Here is an 18,008-nt window from a genome sequence, read left to right as displayed (position 1 = left end):
CCGGAGATTCAATATGAAATTGAAATCAGTAGTGGTCGCGGCCTTCCTCGCCGTTAGCGCCAGCGCGTTCGCCCAGCAGTCGGTATCGTTCGTCGAACCGGCGGACGGCGCCACCGTCAGCAGCCCGTTCAAGGTCAAGTTCGCCGTCAGCGGCATGGAAGTCAAGCCGGCCGGCGACATGACGGCCAACACCGGCCACCACCACCTGCTGATCAACGCCACGCCGGTCAAGGCCGGCGAGGTGATCCCCGCCGACGAAACCCACATTCACTTCGGCAAGGGCCAGACCGAGACCGAAGTCAAGCTGGCGCCGGGCACGTATACCTTGTCGATGCAGTTCGCCAACGGCCTGCACCAGTCCTACGGTCCCGGCATGAGCAAGTCGATCAAGGTCACCGTCAAGTAAGGGCAATGCAGCCCGACGCGCTCCGCATCCGCAAAGCCCCGCGCCAGCGCCGCGCCGTCCACACGGTCGACGCACTGCTGGAGGCGGCCGCGCTGGTGCTGGAGGAGGACGGGCTGGAGGGCTTCAACACCAACGCGGTGGCGCGCCGGGCCGGCGCCAGCGTCGGTTCGCTGTACCAATATTTTCCCAGCAAGGATGCCTTGACCCTGGCGCTGCTGCTGCGCGAGGACCGCGCCTTTCATGACGCGGCAAGCGCCACGCTGGAACTCCCCACCTTCCGCGAGGCGCTCACCGCTTTCATCGGCGTCACCGCGCGCCAGCAGCTGGCCCGGCCGCAGCTGGCGCTGTTGCTGGACCAGCAGGAAGACCGTCCCGAAATCCGTGCGGCGCTCAGCGGCAAGTTCCGCTTCCGCGCGCTGCTCAAGGAGATACTGGGCAAGCCTGGCGGCCCCGGTCACTTGCAAGACGAACAGCGCAGGGACTTCGCCGCCGCCGATCTGCTGGCGATGATGCGCGGCATGACCGATTCGGCCGGCGGCCGTGGCGAGCGCGATGTGGACGACCTGGCGTACCGCGTCGGCGCCGCCGTCTTCGGCTATCTGGACGCCGCGCCACGCCAAATGTGAGCAAACCTGTCGCCGCCACCTTCCCCGGCGCCTAAGTCCCTGTTTGTTCAACGGTTTTCCTGTTGCGCGACGGCGCCGGAAAGCGAGTTGATGGCGCTGTTTTCGGGCCGTATTCTGTTGTCTTCACAACAGGAGAAACACCATGAAATTCAACCATCTCAGCTTCCCATCGAACGACGTCGCCGCCACCACTGCTTTCTTCGTGGACCAATTGGGCTGCATGGCCGAACGTCACGGCGCCTTCACGGCGCTCAAGCGGGCCGGCTTCGACATCATCATTGAAGACGCCCGCGAGCGCGCCGTCGCCTGGCCGCACAACTTTCACCTCGGCTTTGAATTGTCCGCCGTCGAAGACGTGCGCGCATTGCACCGCCAGTTCAAGGAGGCGGGCGTGACGATGACAACCGATGTGTTCCATCACGAGCGCGGCTCGCGCTTCTTTTGCGAGGCGCCGGGCGGCCTGCTGTTTGAAATTAACACCCGGGCCGACGCGGAAGAGCGCTTCCGTGCCGGCTTCGAGCGCCAAGGACTCGCCGACGCGGTAAAATAGCTTCTTTTACACACTGCATTCCTACTTCGATGACTATTGCAACAGCCAAGCCAGTCCGCACCCGTTTCGCACCCAGCCCGACCGGCTACCTCCACCTCGGCGGCGCCCGCACGGCGCTGTACTCCTGGGCTTATGCCCGTCACTTCGGCGGCACCTTCGTGCTGCGCATCGAAGACACCGACCTGGAGCGCTCGACCCCGGAGGCTGTGCAGGCCATCATCGAAGGCATGGAATGGCTGGGCCTGAGCCACGACGAAGGCCCGTTCTACCAGATGCAGCGCATGGACCGCTACCGCGAAGTGGTGGCGCAGATGCTGGAGGCGGGCACCGCCTACCATTGCTACTCGTCGCCGGAAGAGGTCGAGGCGATGCGTGAGCGCATGCGCGAGGCGGGCGAGAAGCCGCGCTACGACGGCACCTGGCGCCCGGAGCCGGGCAAGACGCTGCCGGCCATTCCCGAAGGCCGCAAGCCGGTCGTGCGTTTCAAGAACCCGCTTGACGGCGAAGTGACCTGGGACGACTTCGTCAAGGGCACCATCACCATCGGCAACAAGGAACTGGACGACCTGGTCATCGCCCGTCCGGACGGCACGCCGACCTATAACTTCTGCGTGGCCGTCGACGACTGGGACATGCAGATCAGCCACGTGCTGCGCGGCGACGACCACGTTAACAATACGCCGCGCCAGATCAACATCCTGCGCGCGATCGGCGCGCCGCTGCCGCTGTACGGCCACCTGCCGATGATACTGGGCGCCGACGGCCAGAAAATGTCCAAGCGCAAGGACGCGGTCAACGTCATGGACTACCCGGCGCAGGGCTATCTGCCGGAAGCGATCCTGAATTACCTGGCGCGCCTGGGCTGGAGCCACGGCGACGACGAAGTGTTCTCGATGGAGCAGGTGATCGCATGGTTCGACGGCACCCACCTGTCGAACTCGGCGGCCCAGTTCAATATCGAAAAACTGAACTGGCTCAACAACCACTATATCAAGCAGGCCGACAACGAGCGCCTGGCCGCTTTGGCCAAGCCGCGCATGCTGGCAGCAGGCGCCATGTTCGACGGCGCGCCGGCGCTGCCGGCCGTGCTGGCGCTGATGAAGGAGCGCGTCAATACCGTCAACGAGCTGGCCGATGCGGCGATGCTGTTCTACCGCGAACCGCAGCCGGACGCCGCGCTGCTGGCCCAGCACCTGACCGACGCCGTCAAGCCGGCGCTGGCGCAGTTTGCCGACCGCTGCAAGACGGTGGAGTGGAGCAAGGAAGCGTTGGCCGCGATGATCAAGGAAGTGCTGGCCGCGAACACGCTGAAGATGCCGCAAATCGCCATGCCGCTGCGCCTGATCGTCACCGGCCAATTGCAAACGCCGGCCATCGATGCGGTGCTGCAGATCTTCGGCCGCGAGACCATCGTTGCGCGTCTGGCGAAGTTTTTGTAATAGTGAATTGATCCCTGTGCAAAGTTGCAAAAGGGTATTTGCATAGTACGGCATCCCTGCTATAATCTTGTCTCTCGCGCAAACGGGGGTATAGCTCAGCTGGGAGAGCGCTTGCATGGCATGCAAGAGGTCAGCGGTTCGATCCCGCTTACCTCCACCAGTTTGCAGAGATTTGTAGTGCCGTAGTTCCAGGGTCCCCATCGTCTAGAGGCCTAGGACATCACCCTTTCACGGTGAGTACGGGGGTTCGAATCCCCCTGGGGACGCCAGCGATGGCAAGCAGTAAAAATGTTTTTGCGCCCGGGGGGTATAGCTCAGCTGGGAGAGCGCTTGCATGGCATGCAAGAGGTCAGCGGTTCGATCCCGCTTACCTCCACCATCGCGCAGAAACGACGCAGTAACCGTAGTGCCAAGGTCCCCATCGTCTAGAGGCCTAGGACATCACCCTTTCACGGTGAGTACGGGGGTTCGAATCCCCCTGGGGACGCCAGCCTTGCCAGCTGACGAAACAGTAGTGCAGTGAACGTAGTACGACAGAAGACTTTCTGCGCCCGGGGGGTATAGCTCAGCTGGGAGAGCGCTTGCATGGCATGCAAGAGGTCAGCGGTTCGATCCCGCTTACCTCCACCATTAGCGCAGAGAGCACCGACATGTCCCCATCGTCTAGAGGCCTAGGACATCACCCTTTCACGGTGAGTACGGGGGTTCGAATCCCCCTGGGGACGCCAGGATTGCAAAAGCCGCCTCGAGCGGCTTTTTTGTTGCCCATTCGTTGTGTGACGGCCAATGTTTCGGGTTTTTCCTGTAAAAACAACGGCTTGGTATTGCCTTTGGCGAATTTCACTGCTATGATTCGCGCCTTGGAAAAGTCCCCATCGTCTAGAGGCCTAGGACATCACCCTTTCACGGTGAGTACGGGGGTTCGAATCCCCCTGGGGACGCCAGGATTTTTCCAGCAAGGTCAGTAACTCGGACAGATTTCTGTCCCCATCGTCTAGAGGCCTAGGACATCACCCTTTCACGGTGAGTACGGGGGTTCGAATCCCCCTGGGGACGCCAAACATGCAAAAAGCCGCCTTGAGCGGCTTTTTGCATTTCAGGGCCGGTGCCGCGGGATCACCACATGATGGGATTGTAGGGCGCCGGTATCGGCCAGCGGCCCACATGCAGCTGCGGCCATTGCGAGCCGTAGGCCATCTGCGACCTCGCCACGTCCAGCCCCAGCGGATCGTAGACCGCGCCGCCGCCCATCAAGCCGGCCATATTGCCGCCGAATTGACTGCCCAGCTGGCTTCCCAACTGCGCGCCCAGCTGAGACCCCAGCGTCGTCGCCGACATCGGCGCCATCACGCCGGCCTGCTGCGGCGCCACGGCTTGCGCCGGCTGTTGTACCGCCTGCGCCTGCAGGCCGACCGCCACCAGCACATCCGGCAAGCCGTAACCGGTGCGGCTCTGGTCGGCCAGGCTGACACGGTGCGCGCTGGCGCGGATGATCTGGAACAAGCGCTCGACACGCTCGGCGCCGCGCGCCTTGTACTGCGGGGTCTGGAAGTCCGGGTGGTGCGCCAGCGTCAGCGCGGCCAGTCCCGTCACGTGCGGAGTCGCCATCGAGGTGCCGTCCCAGGCCGCGAAATTATTCGGCGGCACGCAGGACGTGATCGCCACGCCCGGCGCGCACACCGCCACCTGCGGTCCGAAGCAGCTGAACTTGGCGGTGAAAAAGCCGTAGGCGTCGACGTTCTGGTCCAGCGTCTGCGCGTGGTAGCTGTCGGCCGGGAACTCGTCGAGCTTGCCGACCGCCGCCACCGCCAGCACATTCGGCGACGACGCCGGATACTGCACCGCGCCGCCCGAATTGCCGGCCGCCACGATGCAGGCGATGCCGGCCCGCTTGGCGCGCACGATCTGCTGCTCCAGCGCCTCCGACACTTCGGCCCCGCCCAGGCTCAGGTTGACCACGTCGATCTGCTTGTCGATGCAGTACTCCAGCGCGTCGATCAGCTGGCTGACCTGGCCACCGGGGAACAGCTTGCAGGCGTGCACTTCCGCCTCTGGCGCGAAGCCGCGGATGCCGGACGCGATGTCGGCCGCCGCGATCACGCCGGCGCAGTGCGATCCATGGCCCAGCGTGTCCTGGTCCCAGCCCTCGGGATTGGTTTTCTTGTTCAGCACGTCGAAGCCGGCCCGGATGCCGCGCAGGTTGTCATGCGTGGTGGCGGCGCCCGAGTCGATGATGGCGATCTTGATGCCCTGGCCCCGATAATTGCCGGGCAGCTGGTCCAGCCGCATCGCCTTCTGGCCCCAGCCGTAGGCGCGCTGGCGCGGGAAGCCCGCCAGCGCCGGCCAGTCCGACAGCGCGCGCAGCACCACCACATTGGCCTCGTCGGTGCTGATGTCGGGATCGCGCTGGTAGAAGCTCCAGTAGTCGGCCTTGGGCTTGACGTACAGGCCGCTCACCGATTCGGGTGTTTCGCCGAACAAGGTCAGCGTGACCCGGCCGTTGGCGTCGGTCACGCCGCTGGCCGGCAGCATGCTGCCGAACAGCGACACTTCGGCGTCGGCCAGCGGCACGCCGTCCTTGCCGGTCACGCTGATGGAGGCGTTCAGCACCGGACCGCCGCCCATGGTCGGCGTCACGCCGGTCACCAGCGAGGGCTGGCGCATCAGCGACGGTTCCATCAGCGCCAGGTGCTGGTCGCGTTCGACCAGCAGGCGGCCCTGGCCTTGCTGATGCAGCACGGCCGCTTTCTGTTCCGTCATGCGCGCCACCAGGACGCCCTGGCTGCCGCCCATGCCGTCGGCCAGCGCGCCCAGCACGGATTTCGGGCCGACCGTGTCGACCACCTCGATATCCTTGCTGCTGCGCAGCGCCTGTTCCAACGCCGAGAACTGCAGCGGTTGCAGGCCCAAGGTCTGCAAGCCTTCTATCTGGCGCGGGGCGATGACGAATTGTTTTTTGCGGGCGCCGACCACACGGCCGGTGCTGCTGGGGGCATCGCCGGCGCTATCGGCGGACGCGCGCGCTTCGTTGCCGCCGGCGCCGGATCCGCTGATCGAGCCGGAACTGCCGGCGGCCGAACTGCGGCTGGAGCGTCCGGCGTTTTCAGCCGGCGCGGCGGAGGGTTCGCCGCCAGAGGCGGCGGGGTCCGACGACATCGATGCGCCGTCGTTGGGAGTCTTGGCCATGGGTATTCCTTTCAAATCGGGTCGGCCTGCGCGCGGTCGAACATCGACAGCGGCTGGTCCGGTTCTATCGTCAATTGCTGGGAAGGCGTGCTGGCGCTGCTGAAATGCAGCGCCAGCACGCGGGCTTTGTCGGGACTGATTTCAACGACGGCCGTGTGCGGGCTGTCGCGCGGGCCGATCACGTCGACCACGGTAATTTCCGGGTCGACGTCGGCCAGCGCCAGGAAGTCGGTCAGCGGCGCACCGCCGGGGGCGTGGATCAGATAGCGTGCTTTGCCCGGTGTGGTCGGCGCGGCTTGCGCTTGTGTCATGGAGTTCTCCTTGAAAGTGCAACGCCCTCCGCGGCCGCAGCCGTCGGAGGGCAGGGGTGGCGCCCTGTGCGCCACCTCGTCATCATCCCGGGCCGGGCTTAGTGCAGCGTTTGCGGGCCGCCATACTGGGCGGTGTTGCCGGCGTTGGCCAGTTGGGTCTGCTGTGCCAGCTGTGCCAGTTGCGCCTGCTGCTGCGCATAGGCCGCCGTCACCGGATCGACGCCGAACGGCAGCATGCCGCCCAGTTGGCCGGCGATGCCGCCGATGGTGTTGCCCAGGCCGGCGTTACCGAACGCGCCGCCGATCGCGCCACCCAGCGGCTGGGCCACGCTCTTGATGATGTTGCCGAACCAGCCCTGCGGCGCCAGGCCTTGCAGTTGCGCCTGTTGCTGGGCATACGCCTGCGTGACCGGATCGGCACCGAACGGCAGCAACGGCGGAACGATGCCGCTGTTGCCGATGCCGGGGCTGCCGATGGTCGGCGTGGGACTGAAGATCGGCGGGCTGATCAACCCGCCGTACGGACGCTGCTGGTGCAGCAGGTTGCTGAAGAAGCCTTGCGGCGCCAGCGCCTGCTGCAGTTGAGCCTGTTGAGCTTGTTGTGCGTAGGCCTGCGCCACCGGGTCGGCGGAGAACGGCAGCATGCCGCCGAGCTGGCCGGCGATGCCGCCGATGGTGTTGCCCAGGCCGGCGTTACCGAACGCGCCGCCGATGGCGCCGCCCAGCGGTTGGGCCACGCTCTTGATGATGTTGCCGAACCAGCCCTGGGGGGCCAGTTGTGCCTGTTGAAGTTGTTGTAGTTGCTGCAGCTGAGCTTGTTGAGCGTAGGCCTGTGCCACCGGGTCGGCGGAGAACGGCAGCATGCCGCCAAGCTGACCGGCGATGCCGCCGATGGTGTTGCCCAGGCCGGCGTTACCGAACGCGCCGCCGATGGCGCCACCCAGCGGTTGGGCCACGCTCTTGATGATGTTGCCGAACCAGCCCTGCGGGGCCAGGCCTTGTTGTAGTTGCTGAAGTTGTTGTAGTTGAGCTTGTTGAGCGTAGGCCTGTGCCACCGGGTCGGCGGAGAACGGCAGCATGCCGCCAAGTTGGCCGGCGATGCCGCCGATGGTGTTGCCCAGGCCGGCGTTACCGAACGCGCCGCCGATGGCGCCGCCCAGCGGTTGGGCCACGCTCTTGATGATGTTGCCGAACCAGCCCTGCGGGGCCAGTTGCGCTTGTTGCAGCTGCTGTTGTTGCTGCGCTTGTTGTGCATAGGCTGCCGTCACGGGATCCACGCCCAGCGGCAGGAAAGAACCACCGATGCCGCCGGCCGCCTGGCCGATCTGGCTGCCCAGATTGGCATTGCCGAACAGGCCGCCGATGCCGCGGCCGATCAGGCCTCCCAGCGGCGCGCCCAGCAGGCCGCCCAGGAAACCCTGCGGCGCCAGGCCGCCCAGTTGCTGTTGTCCGTAGTATTGTTGATACTCGTTCATGACATCTCCTTTTGTTTGTGGTGTTGGCCAGCGCCGCCATGGCGTGTGCGCCCGCGCTGGAAGAATTTGGACCGGGAGGCGGGAGGATTAGTTTTGGTATTCTTGGTGGCTCCCATGCCTTAATCAGGTATCATCCGGCCTCACCATCAACACAGCGTTCCCATGACTTTCCGCCGCCTCGATCTGTTCTGCCGCGTCGTCGACAACTACGGCGACATCGGCATTTGCTGGCGCCTGGCCCGCCAACTGCAACGTGAGCACGGCCTCGCCGTCACGCTGTGGGTGGACGACCTGGCCAGCTTCCGCCGCATCTGTCCGGCGGTCGATGCCCATGCGGACAGGCAGCAGGTGGACGGCGTCCAGGTGCGCCACTGGCGCGATCAGGACGGCGTGTTCAGCCCGGCCGACGTGGCCGACATCGTCATCGAGTTCTTTGCGGTCGACATCCCGCCCGGCTATATCGAAGCGATGGCGCTGTGCGAGCCGCGCCCGGTGTGGTTCAACCTCGAAGGGCTGACGGCGGAAGAGTGGGTCGAGGGCTGCCACCGCCTGACGTCGCCGCATCCGCGCCTGCCGCTGACCAAGCATTTCTTCTTCCCGGGCTTCACCGAAAAAACCGGCGGCCTGCTGCGCGAGGCGGAACTCGAGGCCGAGCGCCTGCGCTTCCAGTCCGATCCGGCCGCCATGGCCGCCTCGCTGGCGCGCTTTGGCGTCGCGCCGGCCGAACTGGGGTCGACCAAGGTGTCGCTGTTCTGCTATCCGCACGCGCCGGTGTCGGCGCTGCTGGACGTGTGGCGCGACGGCGCCGAAGCCATCACCTGCCTGGTGCCGGAGGGCGTCGCGGCCGAAGCGGTGCAAGCCTTCCTCGGCGCCGACCCGGTGGCCGGCGCCAGCGCCACGCACGGCGCGCTGACCTTGCGCGTGCTGCCGTTCGTGCCGCAGCCGGACTACGACCGCCTGCTGTGGGCCTGCGACCTGAACTTCGTGCGCGGCGAGGATTCCTTCGTGCGCGCGCAGTGGGCCGGCAAGCCCTTCGTCTGGCACATCTATCCGCAGGACGAGGACCTGCACCACAAGAAGCTGCGCGCCTTCCTGCAGCGCTACGCCGGCGGGCTGGAGGCGCTGGCCGAATTTTCGCTGCGCTGGAACGGCGCGCCGGCGGCGGGGGAGCCGGCCGGCTGGTCCGCGCTGTGGCGGGACTTCCGCGCGCAGATGCCGCAAATGGCCGCGCACGCCGCCGCGTGGGAACGGCAAATGCTGGCGCACGGCGATCTGGCCGGCAACCTGATGCAATTTGCCGCCACGCTGAGATAGGCGCAGCGGGAAAAGCACGGTATAATGCCGGGTTAATCTCTAGCGCATTTTTACCCGATCAACCGTGAGCTGATGGCTTCCCGCCTGGCGACAGATGATTTTTACGCAACCTACTTTTTACGTACACTCTCTATGAAACCTGCAAAAGAAATTCGTGTTGGCAACATCATCATGGTTGACAGCAAGCCTATGATCGTTCTGCGTTCCGATGTGAACGGTTCGAGCCGCACGGGCTTCACGTACAAATGGAAGATGAAGAATCTTCTGACCAACACCCCGATGGAAAACGTCTTCCGCGGCGACGACAAGTTCGACGTGGTCGTGCTGGACAAGAAGCCGGTGACCTACTCGTACTTCGCCGACCCGCTGTACGTGTTCATGGACTCCGACTACGAACAGTATGAAATCGAAGAAGAAAACCTGGGCGACGCCCTGAGCTACCTGAAAGACGGCATGGAATGCGAAGCCGTGTTCTATGACGGCAAGGCCATCTCGGTCGAACTGCCGACCACCATCCAGCGCCAGGTCGTGTACTCGGAGCCTGCGGTCAAGGGCAACACTTCGGGCAACGTCCTGAAAGAAGCCAAGATCGAAAACGCCATCGAATCCAAGCAGCACACCGTTCAAGTGCCGCTGTTCGTGAGCCAGGACGACGTCATCGAAATCGACACCCGCACCAACGAATACAAGCGTATCGTTCGTAACTGATCGCTTTTCCTTGCAAAAAAAGCACGCTCGCGCAAGCCGGCGTGCTTTTTTTATTGGAAATAGGTAATTATTTGCCGATTTGTAATAATTTTTGTGGTGTAGGTTGCAACACGCTGATATATTTATGGCACGCAATAAATTGCGACTATTGGTGATCAGAGACTAACCACTCACGAGGATGGCATGGATCGCAGGGATTTCGTTCGAATCGGCTTGGCGGCGGGTGCGGCGGCCGGCGGCAATCGGGTGCTGGCGGCGCCGGGCACGAGTGCCAAGCTGGGCACCGGCGGCATCCTCGACGCCGGCGTGTGGGAACAGCAGCAGATGATGGAGGCCGGCAAGCTGACCTCGCACGCGCTGACCTCGCAATACCTGGCCCGCATCAAGACCATCGACAAGTCCGGCCCCCGCCTCAACGCCATCATTGAAATCAATCCCGAAGCGCTGAAGATCGCGCTGGAGATGGACCGCGAGCGCAACCTCAAGCGCGTGCGCGGCCCCCTGCACGGCATCCCGGTACTACTGAAAGACAACATCGCCACCGGCGACCGCATGAGCACCACCGCCGGCTCGCTGGCGCTGAACGGCGTGCGCGCCGCGCGCGACGCCCACGTGGCCGCGCAGCTGCGCGCGGCCGGCGCCGTCATCATCGGCAAGACCAACCTGAGCGAGTGGGCCAATATGCGCTCGACGCACTCGGTCAGCGGCTGGAGCGGTCGCGGCGGGCTGACGCTCAATCCCTATTCGCTGGACCGCAACTGCAGCGGCTCCAGCTCCGGCTCGGGCGCGGCGATCGCCGCCGGCCTGGCCACGCTGGCGGTCGGCACCGAGACCGACGGCTCGATCGTCTCGCCGGCCTCGATCTGCGGCCTGGTCGGCATCAAGCCGACCCTGGGGCTGGTCAGCCGCAGCGGCATCATCCCGATCGCGCATTCGCAGGACACGGCCGGCCCGATGGCGCGCAGCGTGGCCGACGCCGCGCTGATGCTGGCGGCGATGACGGGCGTGGACCCGAGGGACCCGGTCACGCAGGAAGGCGCAGGCAAGGCCGGCGACTACCGCGCCGCGTTGCGCACCGGCGCGCTGCAGGGCAAGCGCATCGGCGTGGCCCGCAATTTCTTCGGCAGCAACGACGAGCTGGACGCGGTGATCGAGAAGGCGCTGCAGGAACTGAAGGCGCAGGGCGCGGTGCTGGTCGATACCGAGGTGCCCAACACCAGCAAATACGGCGACAGCGAAACCGAAGTGCTGCTGTACGAATTCAAGGCCGACCTGGCCGCCTACCTGAAGGAATACGCGCCGGACGCGCCGGTGGCCAGCATGGCCGACGTGATCGCCTTCAACCAGAGAAACCACCAGAAGGAATTGCCGTTCTTCGGCCAGGAATACCTGGAGCGTTCCGAGGCGAAAGGCGACCTGGACACGCCGGCCTACCGCGAAGCGCTGGCCAACAACCATCGCTATGCGCGCGCCGAGGGACTGGACCAGGTCATGAAGGAGCACCGGCTCGACGCGCTGGTGGCGCCCACCGGCGGCCCGGCGTGGCTGACCGACTTCATCAACGGCGACCATTTCGGCGGCAGCTTCTCGTCGCCGGCGGCGGTGGCCGGCTACCCGCACATCACGGTGCCGGCCGGCTACGTGCACGGCTTGCCGGTGGGATTGTCGTTTGTGGGGGCGGCGTACACTGAAGCGTCCTTGATCGGCATGGCGTACTCGTACGAGCAGGCCACGCTGCACCGGCGCGCCCCGCAGTTCCCTCCTAGCGTTTCTCTGGCAGTTCGATAGCGCCGGCGATTTCCTCGGCCCCCTTCCAGGAGAGGCTTCTTTAATAAAAGTTATTATTAATACTCAATAATTATTTCCAATATTGCATTTCTTAATTTACAATGAAGTTGTTGGCGCGATATTTTTTTTGCGGCTGCCCAACCCATCAAAGTAAAAAGGAGGGGAAATGCATTTCACCACATCAATACTGCGCGCCATACGCGGTGGCATCCTGTCACTGGGCTTGGCAAGCGCTGCGCTGATGGCCGCGCCTGGCGCCAAGGCCGGCGTACTGATCGACTTCGAAAATATTCCATCCGGCACATTCAACCTGACCAGCATGCCGCTCGGCTACGATCTCAAACTCGGCAACCAGTACACGGAAATGGGGCCTTTTGATCCGTCCGTGATCTTGGGTGAAATCAAGAATTTCAACAGCGCGTGCGCGGATTCCAGTTGCCCGGCCGCGAACACCGGCCACTATTTTTCCACCGACCTCAGTAATGGAATGCAGATTTATTCGATGAGCCCGAATCTGGTGATCTCGTCGCTGGATGCCGCGATCACCGAATCGGCCACGTTCAATGGACAAGCCGCGGCGGGGTATATGTTGCAGGTCAGCGGCTTCACGATCTTCCCTGTGGAATCGAACACGGTCTTCGCAGCGCCATCCGCCAGCAGTTTCCAGTTCAGCCATTTCAACGTACCAAGCCTGACGACAGGACCGTACGGCACCTATGCGGTGACCATACGCGCCTTCGCTTGCGCCCAGGCCGGTTGCTCGCCGTATGCCGATGGCAACGTCTATCGCTGCGAGTCGGACAGCCCCGCCTGCAGTAATCCGGCTTACTTCAAGGAGGTCGCCGTGGCTATCGATAACGTTTATGTATCCAGCGTGCCGGAACCTGAAAGCTATGCCATGCTGCTTGCCGGCCTGGTGGGCATCGGTATTGCCGCGCGTCGGAAAAAGTTTTTTACACCACTGAAGGGGAAATAATGCAATTATTTAAAACGATGTTGTCCAACGCGCGTAGCAAACTATTATCGGTGACCGTGGCAGCCATGGCGGCGGCAGTTTTGCCTGCCGCGCATGCCGGTGCGGTGTTTGACTTCGAAAACGTTCCGCTGGGTTCGTTCACTGCTCCGAGCCTGGATCTGGGCTATGGACTGAAAGTCGGCAATGCGTATGCTTCCTACCCTGGTTTTCCAACCGATACGGTACTGGGTACGATCAAAGGCTTCAACAGCGCCTGCTCTGGTAGCACTTGCCCGGCCGCAAACACAGGCCACTACTTCTCGACCGAAGAGAGCGGCGGCATGACCATCTACGGCGGATCGCCTAACCTGGTGATCGCCTCGCTGGATATCGCGGTCCTGCAGTCGGCCACGTTCAACGGCGTGGCCGCAGCCGATTACATGGTGCAGATTAACGGCTTCACTATTTTCCCGGAGATCAGCGCGCGGGTGGTCCAGGGGCCGTCGACCGGTGCCTTCCAGTTCAGCCATGTTAACCTTACCGATCTGACCGCTGGACCCTATGGAACCTCGGGCATTACCGTTACCGCTTACGCTTGCGCCAAGGCGGGTTGCGTCTCAACGAGCAACGGACAGACCTACTACGCGGATGGCCAGGCCTACCGGTGCGACAGCGCGGTTTGCGGCAACGCGGCTGACTTTGTCCGGGTCTCGGCGGCGATCGACAATGTGTACGTCAGCAGCGTTCCGGAGCCAAGCACCTATGGGATGCTGGTTGTCGGGCTGATGGGTGTAGGTGCGCTGGCGCGCCGTCGCCGGAACAGCTGATCTGCGCGCAATTCAAAAACCGGCTTGCCGGTTTTTTTTCGTCAAATCACGACGCCCAGCTCGCGCAGGATCTGCTCCTTCATTTCCTGGAACTCGGGGCGGGACAGCTTGCGCGGGTGCGGGTGCGGCACTTCGAACATCGCCTGTATCTTTGTCGGACGCGGCGACAGCACCAGGATGCGGTCCGCCATGAACAGTGCTTCTTCCACGTCGTGCGTGATCAGTATCACCGTATGGCGTTCCTCTGAAAGGATGCGCAGCAGCTCGGTGCGCATCTTCAGGTTCATCAGCGCATCCAGCGCGGAGAACGGCTCGTCCATGTACAGGATCTCCGGCTTGACGACGAACGCCCGCGCCAGCTCCACCCGTTTCAGCATGCCGCCCGACAGTTCGTGCGGGTAGCTGTTTTCGAAGCCCTTCAAGCCCACCATGGCCGCGTAGTGATCGGCCAGCGCCGCCTTGTCGCCGTGGCCGTCGCCGTTCAGGCCGAACATCAGGTTCTGCTGCACCGTCAGCCACGGGAACACCGAGCCATGCTGCGAGATCGAGATGCCCTTGGGGCTCGGGCCGCGCCGCACCGTGCCGTCGATGCGCACCTCGCCCTCGCTCGGCGGCTCGAAGCCGGCGATGATCTTCATCAGCGTCGACTTGCCGCAGCCGGACGGGCCGACGATGGCGACGAATTCGCCATCCTTCACGTCCAGGCTGACGCCGCCGACCACCGGCAGTTCCTTGAAGTTTTTCTTGATGTCGTTGACGACGATTTTAGCGTCCATAGTTTTAGCGTCCATAGCGCCACCTTACCGATTTGAGGCCTTCGAGTTTGCGCATCACCGCGTCCAGTATCAGGCCGATGATGCCGATGATGATCATGCCGGCGATGACCAGGTCGTAGCGGTTGCCGGCGTTGCGTGAATCCATGATCAGATAGCCCAGGCCGGAGCGCAGCGCGATCATCTCGGCCGCCACCACCACCAGCCAGGCCACGCCCAGCGAGATGCGCATGCCGACGATGATCTCCGGCAGCACCGCCGGGATGATCACCTGGCGGAACAGCACCGTCTTCGACACGCCGAAGTTCTCGGCCGCCCGCAGGTAGCGCCGTTCGATGGTGTGCACGCCGGCGGCCGTCTGCACGATCATCGGGAACACGGAGGCGATGAAGATCAGGAAGATCGGCGACAGGTTGCCGACACCGAACCAAAGGATCGCCAGCGGGATCCAGGCGATCGGCGAGATCGGGCGCAGGATCTGGAAGATCGGATTGAGCGTGATGTAGGCGCCGTCCACGCGCCCCATCCACAGGCCCATCGGAATGGCGACCAGCGCCGCCAGGCCGAAGCCGGTGCCGACGCGGAACAGCGACGCGCCGATGTGCTCCCACAGCGTGCCGTCTTCGGCCAGCTCCAGCGTGCCGGTCACCACTTGCAGCGGCGTCGGGAAGATCACGCTTTCGGTCTGTACCACGACCACCCACCAGAGGGCGATCAGCGCGACCAGCACCGCCAGCGGCGGCAGGATTTTTTTCAGTTTTTCCATAACGTCCAGTTCATGTTGAGGGAATGTGCCGCCCGCAGCGCGCGCCACTTCAGGCGCGGCCAGCCGGCGGCCGGCATGGCGTCCACCACCACGCGCATTTGCCCGCTGGCGTGCGCGGTGCAGGCGAAGTCGTTGATGGAGACGGTTTCGAACGGCAGCCGGAAACTCTGCCCCGGCATGATCAGCACCGGTCCGAAGATCTGCGGCACGCTGTCCTTGTTGCGCAGCAGGAGCACGTCGTTGGCGCCCTGCGTCAGATGGATTTCGGACGGTAGGATCTCCACCTTGTCGCCGGCCATGCGGCGCGCCCAGGTGCCATTGGGGATTTCAAACAGTTCGTCGCGCGAGGGCAGGACGAGCGGCGCCAGCGCGGCCCAGATGCACAGCGCGGCAGCAGCCGCCAGCAGCAAGGCGGCGCCGGCCAGCGGCCAGCGATAGCGGCGGCGCGGCGGCGTACTCAATTCTTCAGCAGCAGTGTAGTGTCGTGCACCACGTCGGCGGCGGTGCGGCCGAACGGCAGCAGCGCGCGCAGGTTGCCCTTGCGATCGACGAAGTACAGATACGAGGAATGGCCGACGACGTAATCGGTCTTGCTCCCCTCGATCATCTTTTTGGTGGCGGTGATGCCGTAGTCCCGGCGCACGCGCTCCATCTGCTGTGGCGTGCCGGTGGCGCCGATGAAGGTCGGGTCGAAGGCGCGCAGGTAGTTCTTCATGCGTTCGGGCGTATCGCGCTCCGGGTCGACCGTCACATAGATCACCTGCAGCTGGGCGGCCTGCTCACCGAGCTGCTTGCGCGCGTCGGCCAGCATCGCCAGCGATACCGGGCACACATCGACGCAGGAGGTGTAGCCGAATTCCAGCAGCACCAGCTTGCCGCGGTATTGGCTCAGTTTCAGCTCCTTGCCGTCCGAGCCGCGCACGGTGAAGTCGGGCGCCATGCGCGGCGGATCGAATACGCCGGCTTTCAGTCCCAGCGTGTCGGCGGCATGGGCGCTCAGCGAGGTCGCCGCCATCGCCATCAGCAGCACGAGAGTCTTGATCATATGTTGATGGCCACCGGTTTGATGGCCTTGACGAAGCTCTCGTCCACATAGGATTCGTAGGGAATAGGGTGCTTGATGGTGCCGGCTTCGATCGACAGCTGCATCAACTCGTCGAATTCGGCGCGTATCATGCGCAGGTCGCCGTAGGTCACGCGGTCGGTCGGATTCTGCATCACGAAGCGCAGCACGTTCGGATCCTGGTTGAAGTACTTGCGGCCGGCGGCGATCGTGACCGCCTTTTCGCGGCTGGCCGGCCCGGAATCGAGCCAGTTGCCGGACGCCTGCACGAAGTTGACCAGCTCCTGCACCAGCGGGCGGTTTTCCTTGATCAGCTCTTCACGCACGGTCAGCACGCAGCAGATGTAGTTGCGCCATTCGTCGCGCGTCATCGCCAGCGGCCGCGCATAGCCGGCGCGCTGCGCCGCTGCGCCGAACGGCTCGCCGGTGCAGTAGCCGTCGACCGCCTTGGCGTACAGCGCGGCCGGCATGTCCGGCGGCGCCATCTCGACGATCTCGATATCCTTGGGCGTCATTTTTTCGCGCGCCAGCATTTTGCGCAGGAACAGGAAGTCCACCGCGAAGCGGCTTGGAATGGCGATGCGCTTGCCGCGCAGGTCGGCGAATTTCTTATAGGCGGAATCGGTGCGCACCATGATGACGGCGCCCGAACGGTGGCCCAGCGAGACGATCTTGACGGGGATGCGCTTGTCGGCCAGGTCCATCACCAGCGGCGCCAGCATGTAGGCGGCCTGGATGCGGCCCGTCATCAGCGATTCCTTGATCTCGGGCCAGCCGTTGTACTTGCTGTACTCGAAACCGCGCGGCAGCGCGCCCGGCTTGCCGGCGGCGGCGGCCTTCGCCATGCAGGCCACCGGCAGCGTCAGATTGCAGGTGACGGGCAGGCCGCCGACCTGGATCGGTGCATCGGCCGCGCGGGCGCTGGACGGCAGGATCAGCGGCAGCGCCGGCACGGCGGCCGACAGCAGGCCGCCCAGAAGTTGGCGCCGCAGTGGCGAATCGGGAGAAGAGTGGTCTTGGTTATCCATAGCGCTCAGCCGTGTGTAATACCGCAGTGTAATACATTATGTAATTGTACTACACCGGCTGAGGGTGTTTCAGGCTTAAAGTGCTTTTCTGACCAGTACGGGGTCGGCGCGATACACATCCGGCGCGATCCGCTTCAGGTTCTCGACTTTCGGCAGGTCGTTGAAGGCGATGTACGGATGGCTGGGATGCAGCGTCAGGAAGTTCTGGTGATAGGTTTCGGCCGGATAGAATTTCTTATCCAGTTCGATCTTGGTCGCCAGCGGCTTCTTGAATACGTGCGACGCATCGAGCTGCGCGATGTACTTTTCCGCCACGCTGCGCTGGACCGGCGACTGCGGGAAGATCGCCGAGCGGTACTGGGTGCCTGTGTCGGGCCCCTGGCGGTTCAGCTCCGTCGGATTGTGCGCCACCGAGAAGAAGATCTGCAGCAGCTTGCCATAGCTGATCTGCGTTGGATCGTAGGTGATTTTCACGGTTTCCGCGTGGCCGGTGTCGCCGCCGCTGACGGCGTCGTAGTTGGCGGTGCGGCTGTCGCCGCCGGCATAGCCGGAGACCGCGTTGCTGACGCCTTTGACGTGCTGGAACACGCCTTGCACGCCCCAGAAGCAGCCGCCGGCGAAGATGGCGGTGGCCGAGTGTTCGGTGGTTGCCGGTTCATCGACCGTCGGCGGCGCGATGACGACGGCGATTTCCGCCGATTCCGCCGGCTGTTGCCATAACGCGACACCGAAGATGCTGGCGCCCACCAGTACCAGCGGACCGCCCCAGTTTTTCAAGATGCTGTTCATATGT

The 18,008-nt window shown here is 64.0% G+C and carries 18 protein-coding genes and 8 tRNA genes; 17 read left to right on the top strand and 9 right to left on the bottom strand.

What is annotated here, in order from left to right; all coding sequences use genetic code 11:
* The first annotated feature begins 13 nt into the window (after positions 1-13).
* From ACSQ3S_RS23065 to ACSQ3S_RS23010, 12 genes are all read left to right on the top strand, one after another.
* On the top strand, positions 14-406 hold the full coding sequence (locus tag ACSQ3S_RS23065; RefSeq protein WP_176651659.1) for a DUF4399 domain-containing protein: 393 nt from the start codon (positions 14-16) through the stop codon (positions 404-406).
* A gap of 5 nt (positions 407-411) precedes the next feature.
* Entirely contained in the window at positions 412-1,032 is a 621-nt protein-coding gene (locus ACSQ3S_RS23060) for a TetR/AcrR family transcriptional regulator (protein ID WP_436143900.1), read from the top strand.
* Positions 1,033-1,174: 142 nt separating this feature from the next.
* Positions 1,175-1,582 carry a VOC family protein gene (locus ACSQ3S_RS23055; RefSeq protein WP_413449151.1) on the top strand — a complete coding sequence of 136 codons (408 nt, stop codon included), beginning with the start codon at positions 1,175-1,177 and terminating at the stop codon, positions 1,580-1,582.
* A 29-nt stretch (positions 1,583-1,611) separates the two neighbouring features.
* Positions 1,612-3,021, top strand: a complete 1,410-nt coding sequence (gene gltX / locus ACSQ3S_RS23050) for a glutamate--tRNA ligase (protein ID WP_436143899.1) — start codon at positions 1,612-1,614, stop codon at positions 3,019-3,021.
* 84 nt (positions 3,022-3,105) lie between these two features.
* A tRNA-Ala gene (locus ACSQ3S_RS23045) sits at positions 3,106-3,181 on the top strand.
* A 33-nt stretch (positions 3,182-3,214) separates the two neighbouring features.
* Positions 3,215-3,290, top strand: a tRNA-Glu gene (locus tag ACSQ3S_RS23040).
* 34 nt (positions 3,291-3,324) lie between these two features.
* Positions 3,325-3,400 (top strand) — tRNA-Ala (locus ACSQ3S_RS23035).
* 35 nt (positions 3,401-3,435) lie between these two features.
* Positions 3,436-3,511 (top strand) — tRNA-Glu (locus tag ACSQ3S_RS23030).
* A 64-nt stretch (positions 3,512-3,575) separates the two neighbouring features.
* Positions 3,576-3,651 (top strand) — tRNA-Ala (locus tag ACSQ3S_RS23025).
* Between the two features lie 22 nt (positions 3,652-3,673).
* A tRNA-Glu gene (locus ACSQ3S_RS23020) sits at positions 3,674-3,749 on the top strand.
* 140 nt (positions 3,750-3,889) lie between these two features.
* Positions 3,890-3,965, top strand: a tRNA-Glu gene (locus ACSQ3S_RS23015).
* A 39-nt stretch (positions 3,966-4,004) separates the two neighbouring features.
* Positions 4,005-4,080: transfer RNA gene (locus ACSQ3S_RS23010), tRNA-Glu, on the top strand.
* A gap of 57 nt (positions 4,081-4,137) precedes the next feature.
* Here the strand turns inward: ACSQ3S_RS23010 and ACSQ3S_RS23005 are convergent.
* From ACSQ3S_RS23005 to ACSQ3S_RS22995, 3 genes are all read right to left on the bottom strand, one after another.
* Positions 4,138-6,207: a S8 family serine peptidase gene (locus tag ACSQ3S_RS23005; protein WP_436143898.1), complete on the bottom strand. Its 2,070-nt coding sequence runs from the start codon at positions 6,205-6,207 to the stop codon at positions 4,138-4,140.
* Positions 6,208-6,218: 11 nt separating this feature from the next.
* Positions 6,219-6,518 (bottom strand): hypothetical protein, encoded by a 300-nt coding sequence (locus ACSQ3S_RS23000; protein ID WP_176651654.1) that lies wholly within the window; start codon positions 6,516-6,518, stop codon positions 6,219-6,221.
* Between the two features lie 98 nt (positions 6,519-6,616).
* Entirely contained in the window at positions 6,617-7,993 is a 1,377-nt protein-coding gene (locus tag ACSQ3S_RS22995; RefSeq protein ID WP_436143897.1) for a hypothetical protein, read from the bottom strand.
* Positions 7,994-8,155: 162 nt separating this feature from the next.
* Here ACSQ3S_RS22995 and earP point away from each other — a divergent pair, with 162 nt between their 5' ends.
* The 5 genes from earP (at position 8,156) to ACSQ3S_RS22970 (ending at position 13,585) form a co-directional block, all read left to right on the top strand.
* A complete protein-coding gene (earP, locus tag ACSQ3S_RS22990; RefSeq protein WP_353403027.1) occupies positions 8,156-9,307 on the top strand; it encodes an elongation factor P maturation arginine rhamnosyltransferase EarP in 1,152 nt (383 codons plus the stop codon).
* Between the two features lie 132 nt (positions 9,308-9,439).
* Positions 9,440-10,015 carry an elongation factor P gene (locus ACSQ3S_RS22985; protein ID WP_176651652.1) on the top strand — a complete coding sequence of 192 codons (576 nt, stop codon included), beginning with the start codon at positions 9,440-9,442 and terminating at the stop codon, positions 10,013-10,015.
* A gap of 183 nt (positions 10,016-10,198) precedes the next feature.
* Positions 10,199-11,803, top strand: coding sequence for an amidase (locus ACSQ3S_RS22980; protein WP_436143896.1), 1,605 nt, complete (start codon positions 10,199-10,201; stop codon positions 11,801-11,803).
* A gap of 166 nt (positions 11,804-11,969) precedes the next feature.
* Positions 11,970-12,779 carry a PEP-CTERM sorting domain-containing protein gene (locus tag ACSQ3S_RS22975; protein WP_436143895.1) on the top strand — a complete coding sequence of 270 codons (810 nt, stop codon included), beginning with the start codon at positions 11,970-11,972 and terminating at the stop codon, positions 12,777-12,779.
* Complete coding sequence (locus ACSQ3S_RS22970) at positions 12,779-13,585, top strand: PEP-CTERM sorting domain-containing protein (protein ID WP_436143894.1); 807 nt, start codon at positions 12,779-12,781, stop codon at positions 13,583-13,585. The genes ACSQ3S_RS22975 and ACSQ3S_RS22970 overlap by 1 nt, the downstream gene beginning before the upstream one ends.
* A gap of 41 nt (positions 13,586-13,626) precedes the next feature.
* Here ACSQ3S_RS22970 and ACSQ3S_RS22965 read toward each other — a convergent pair whose 3' ends face one another.
* The 6 genes from ACSQ3S_RS22965 to msrA all read right to left on the bottom strand — a co-directional run bounded on the left by ACSQ3S_RS22965 (position 13,627) and on the right by msrA (position 18,004).
* Positions 13,627-14,376, bottom strand: coding sequence for an ABC transporter ATP-binding protein (locus ACSQ3S_RS22965; protein ID WP_436143893.1), 750 nt, complete (start codon positions 14,374-14,376; stop codon positions 13,627-13,629).
* Positions 14,366-15,124 (bottom strand): ABC transporter permease, encoded by a 759-nt coding sequence (locus tag ACSQ3S_RS22960; RefSeq protein ID WP_353403030.1) that lies wholly within the window; start codon positions 15,122-15,124, stop codon positions 14,366-14,368. Before ACSQ3S_RS22960 ends, ACSQ3S_RS22965 begins: the two co-directional genes overlap by 11 nt.
* A complete protein-coding gene (locus ACSQ3S_RS22955; protein WP_353403031.1) occupies positions 15,112-15,585 on the bottom strand; it encodes a cupredoxin domain-containing protein in 474 nt (157 codons plus the stop codon). The genes ACSQ3S_RS22960 and ACSQ3S_RS22955 overlap by 13 nt, the downstream gene beginning before the upstream one ends.
* The gene (locus ACSQ3S_RS22950) at positions 15,582-16,169 is read right to left on the bottom strand and encodes an SCO family protein (protein WP_353403032.1); all 588 of its coding nucleotides are present in this window, start codon (positions 16,167-16,169) and stop codon (positions 15,582-15,584) included. Before ACSQ3S_RS22950 ends, ACSQ3S_RS22955 begins: the two co-directional genes overlap by 4 nt.
* Positions 16,166-17,215 (bottom strand): ABC transporter substrate-binding protein, encoded by a 1,050-nt coding sequence (locus tag ACSQ3S_RS22945; RefSeq protein ID WP_353403033.1) that lies wholly within the window; start codon positions 17,213-17,215, stop codon positions 16,166-16,168. Before ACSQ3S_RS22945 ends, ACSQ3S_RS22950 begins: the two co-directional genes overlap by 4 nt.
* A 75-nt stretch (positions 17,216-17,290) precedes the next feature.
* A complete protein-coding gene (gene msrA / locus ACSQ3S_RS22940; RefSeq protein WP_436143892.1) occupies positions 17,291-18,004 on the bottom strand; it encodes a peptide-methionine (S)-S-oxide reductase MsrA in 714 nt (237 codons plus the stop codon).
* Positions 18,005-18,008: the final 4 nt, after the last annotated feature.

Source organism: Duganella sp. LjRoot269, assembly GCF_964254095.1.
GTDB classification, from domain to species: Bacteria; Pseudomonadota; Gammaproteobacteria; order Burkholderiales; family Burkholderiaceae_D; genus Rugamonas; species Rugamonas hordei.
Note: the sequence above shows the minus strand (reverse complement) of the source record. Positions and strands in the feature narration are given on the sequence as shown.

What these genes read in the sequence shown, in the direction of transcription:
- ACSQ3S_RS23065 (WP_176651659.1), top strand. Translation starts at nt 14, where the DNA reads ATGAAATTGAAATCAGTAGTGGTCGCGGCCTTCCTCGCCGTTAGCGCC.
- ACSQ3S_RS23060 (WP_436143900.1), top strand. Translation starts at nt 412, where the DNA reads ATGCAGCCCGACGCGCTCCGCATCCGCAAAGCCCCGCGCCAGCGCCGC.
- ACSQ3S_RS23055 (WP_413449151.1), top strand. Translation starts at nt 1,175, where the DNA reads ATGAAATTCAACCATCTCAGCTTCCCATCGAACGACGTCGCCGCCACC.
- gltX (WP_436143899.1), top strand. Translation starts at nt 1,612, where the DNA reads ATGACTATTGCAACAGCCAAGCCAGTCCGCACCCGTTTCGCACCCAGC.
- ACSQ3S_RS23005 (WP_436143898.1), bottom strand. Translation starts at nt 6,207, where the DNA reads ATGGCCAAGACTCCCAACGACGGCGCATCGATGTCGTCGGACCCCGCC.
- ACSQ3S_RS23000 (WP_176651654.1), bottom strand. Translation starts at nt 6,518, where the DNA reads ATGACACAAGCGCAAGCCGCGCCGACCACACCGGGCAAAGCACGCTAT.
- ACSQ3S_RS22995 (WP_436143897.1), bottom strand. Translation starts at nt 7,993, where the DNA reads ATGAACGAGTATCAACAATACTACGGACAACAGCAACTGGGCGGCCTG.
- earP (WP_353403027.1), top strand. Translation starts at nt 8,156, where the DNA reads ATGACTTTCCGCCGCCTCGATCTGTTCTGCCGCGTCGTCGACAACTAC.
- ACSQ3S_RS22985 (WP_176651652.1), top strand. Translation starts at nt 9,440, where the DNA reads ATGAAACCTGCAAAAGAAATTCGTGTTGGCAACATCATCATGGTTGAC.
- ACSQ3S_RS22980 (WP_436143896.1), top strand. Translation starts at nt 10,199, where the DNA reads ATGGATCGCAGGGATTTCGTTCGAATCGGCTTGGCGGCGGGTGCGGCG.
- ACSQ3S_RS22975 (WP_436143895.1), top strand. Translation starts at nt 11,970, where the DNA reads ATGCATTTCACCACATCAATACTGCGCGCCATACGCGGTGGCATCCTG.
- ACSQ3S_RS22970 (WP_436143894.1), top strand. Translation starts at nt 12,779, where the DNA reads ATGCAATTATTTAAAACGATGTTGTCCAACGCGCGTAGCAAACTATTA.
- ACSQ3S_RS22965 (WP_436143893.1), bottom strand. Translation starts at nt 14,376, where the DNA reads ATGGACGCTAAAACTATGGACGCTAAAATCGTCGTCAACGACATCAAG.
- ACSQ3S_RS22960 (WP_353403030.1), bottom strand. Translation starts at nt 15,124, where the DNA reads ATGGAAAAACTGAAAAAAATCCTGCCGCCGCTGGCGGTGCTGGTCGCG.
- ACSQ3S_RS22950 (WP_353403032.1), bottom strand. Translation starts at nt 16,169, where the DNA reads ATGATCAAGACTCTCGTGCTGCTGATGGCGATGGCGGCGACCTCGCTG.
- ACSQ3S_RS22945 (WP_353403033.1), bottom strand. Translation starts at nt 17,215, where the DNA reads ATGGATAACCAAGACCACTCTTCTCCCGATTCGCCACTGCGGCGCCAA.
- msrA (WP_436143892.1), bottom strand. Translation starts at nt 18,004, where the DNA reads ATGAACAGCATCTTGAAAAACTGGGGCGGTCCGCTGGTACTGGTGGGC.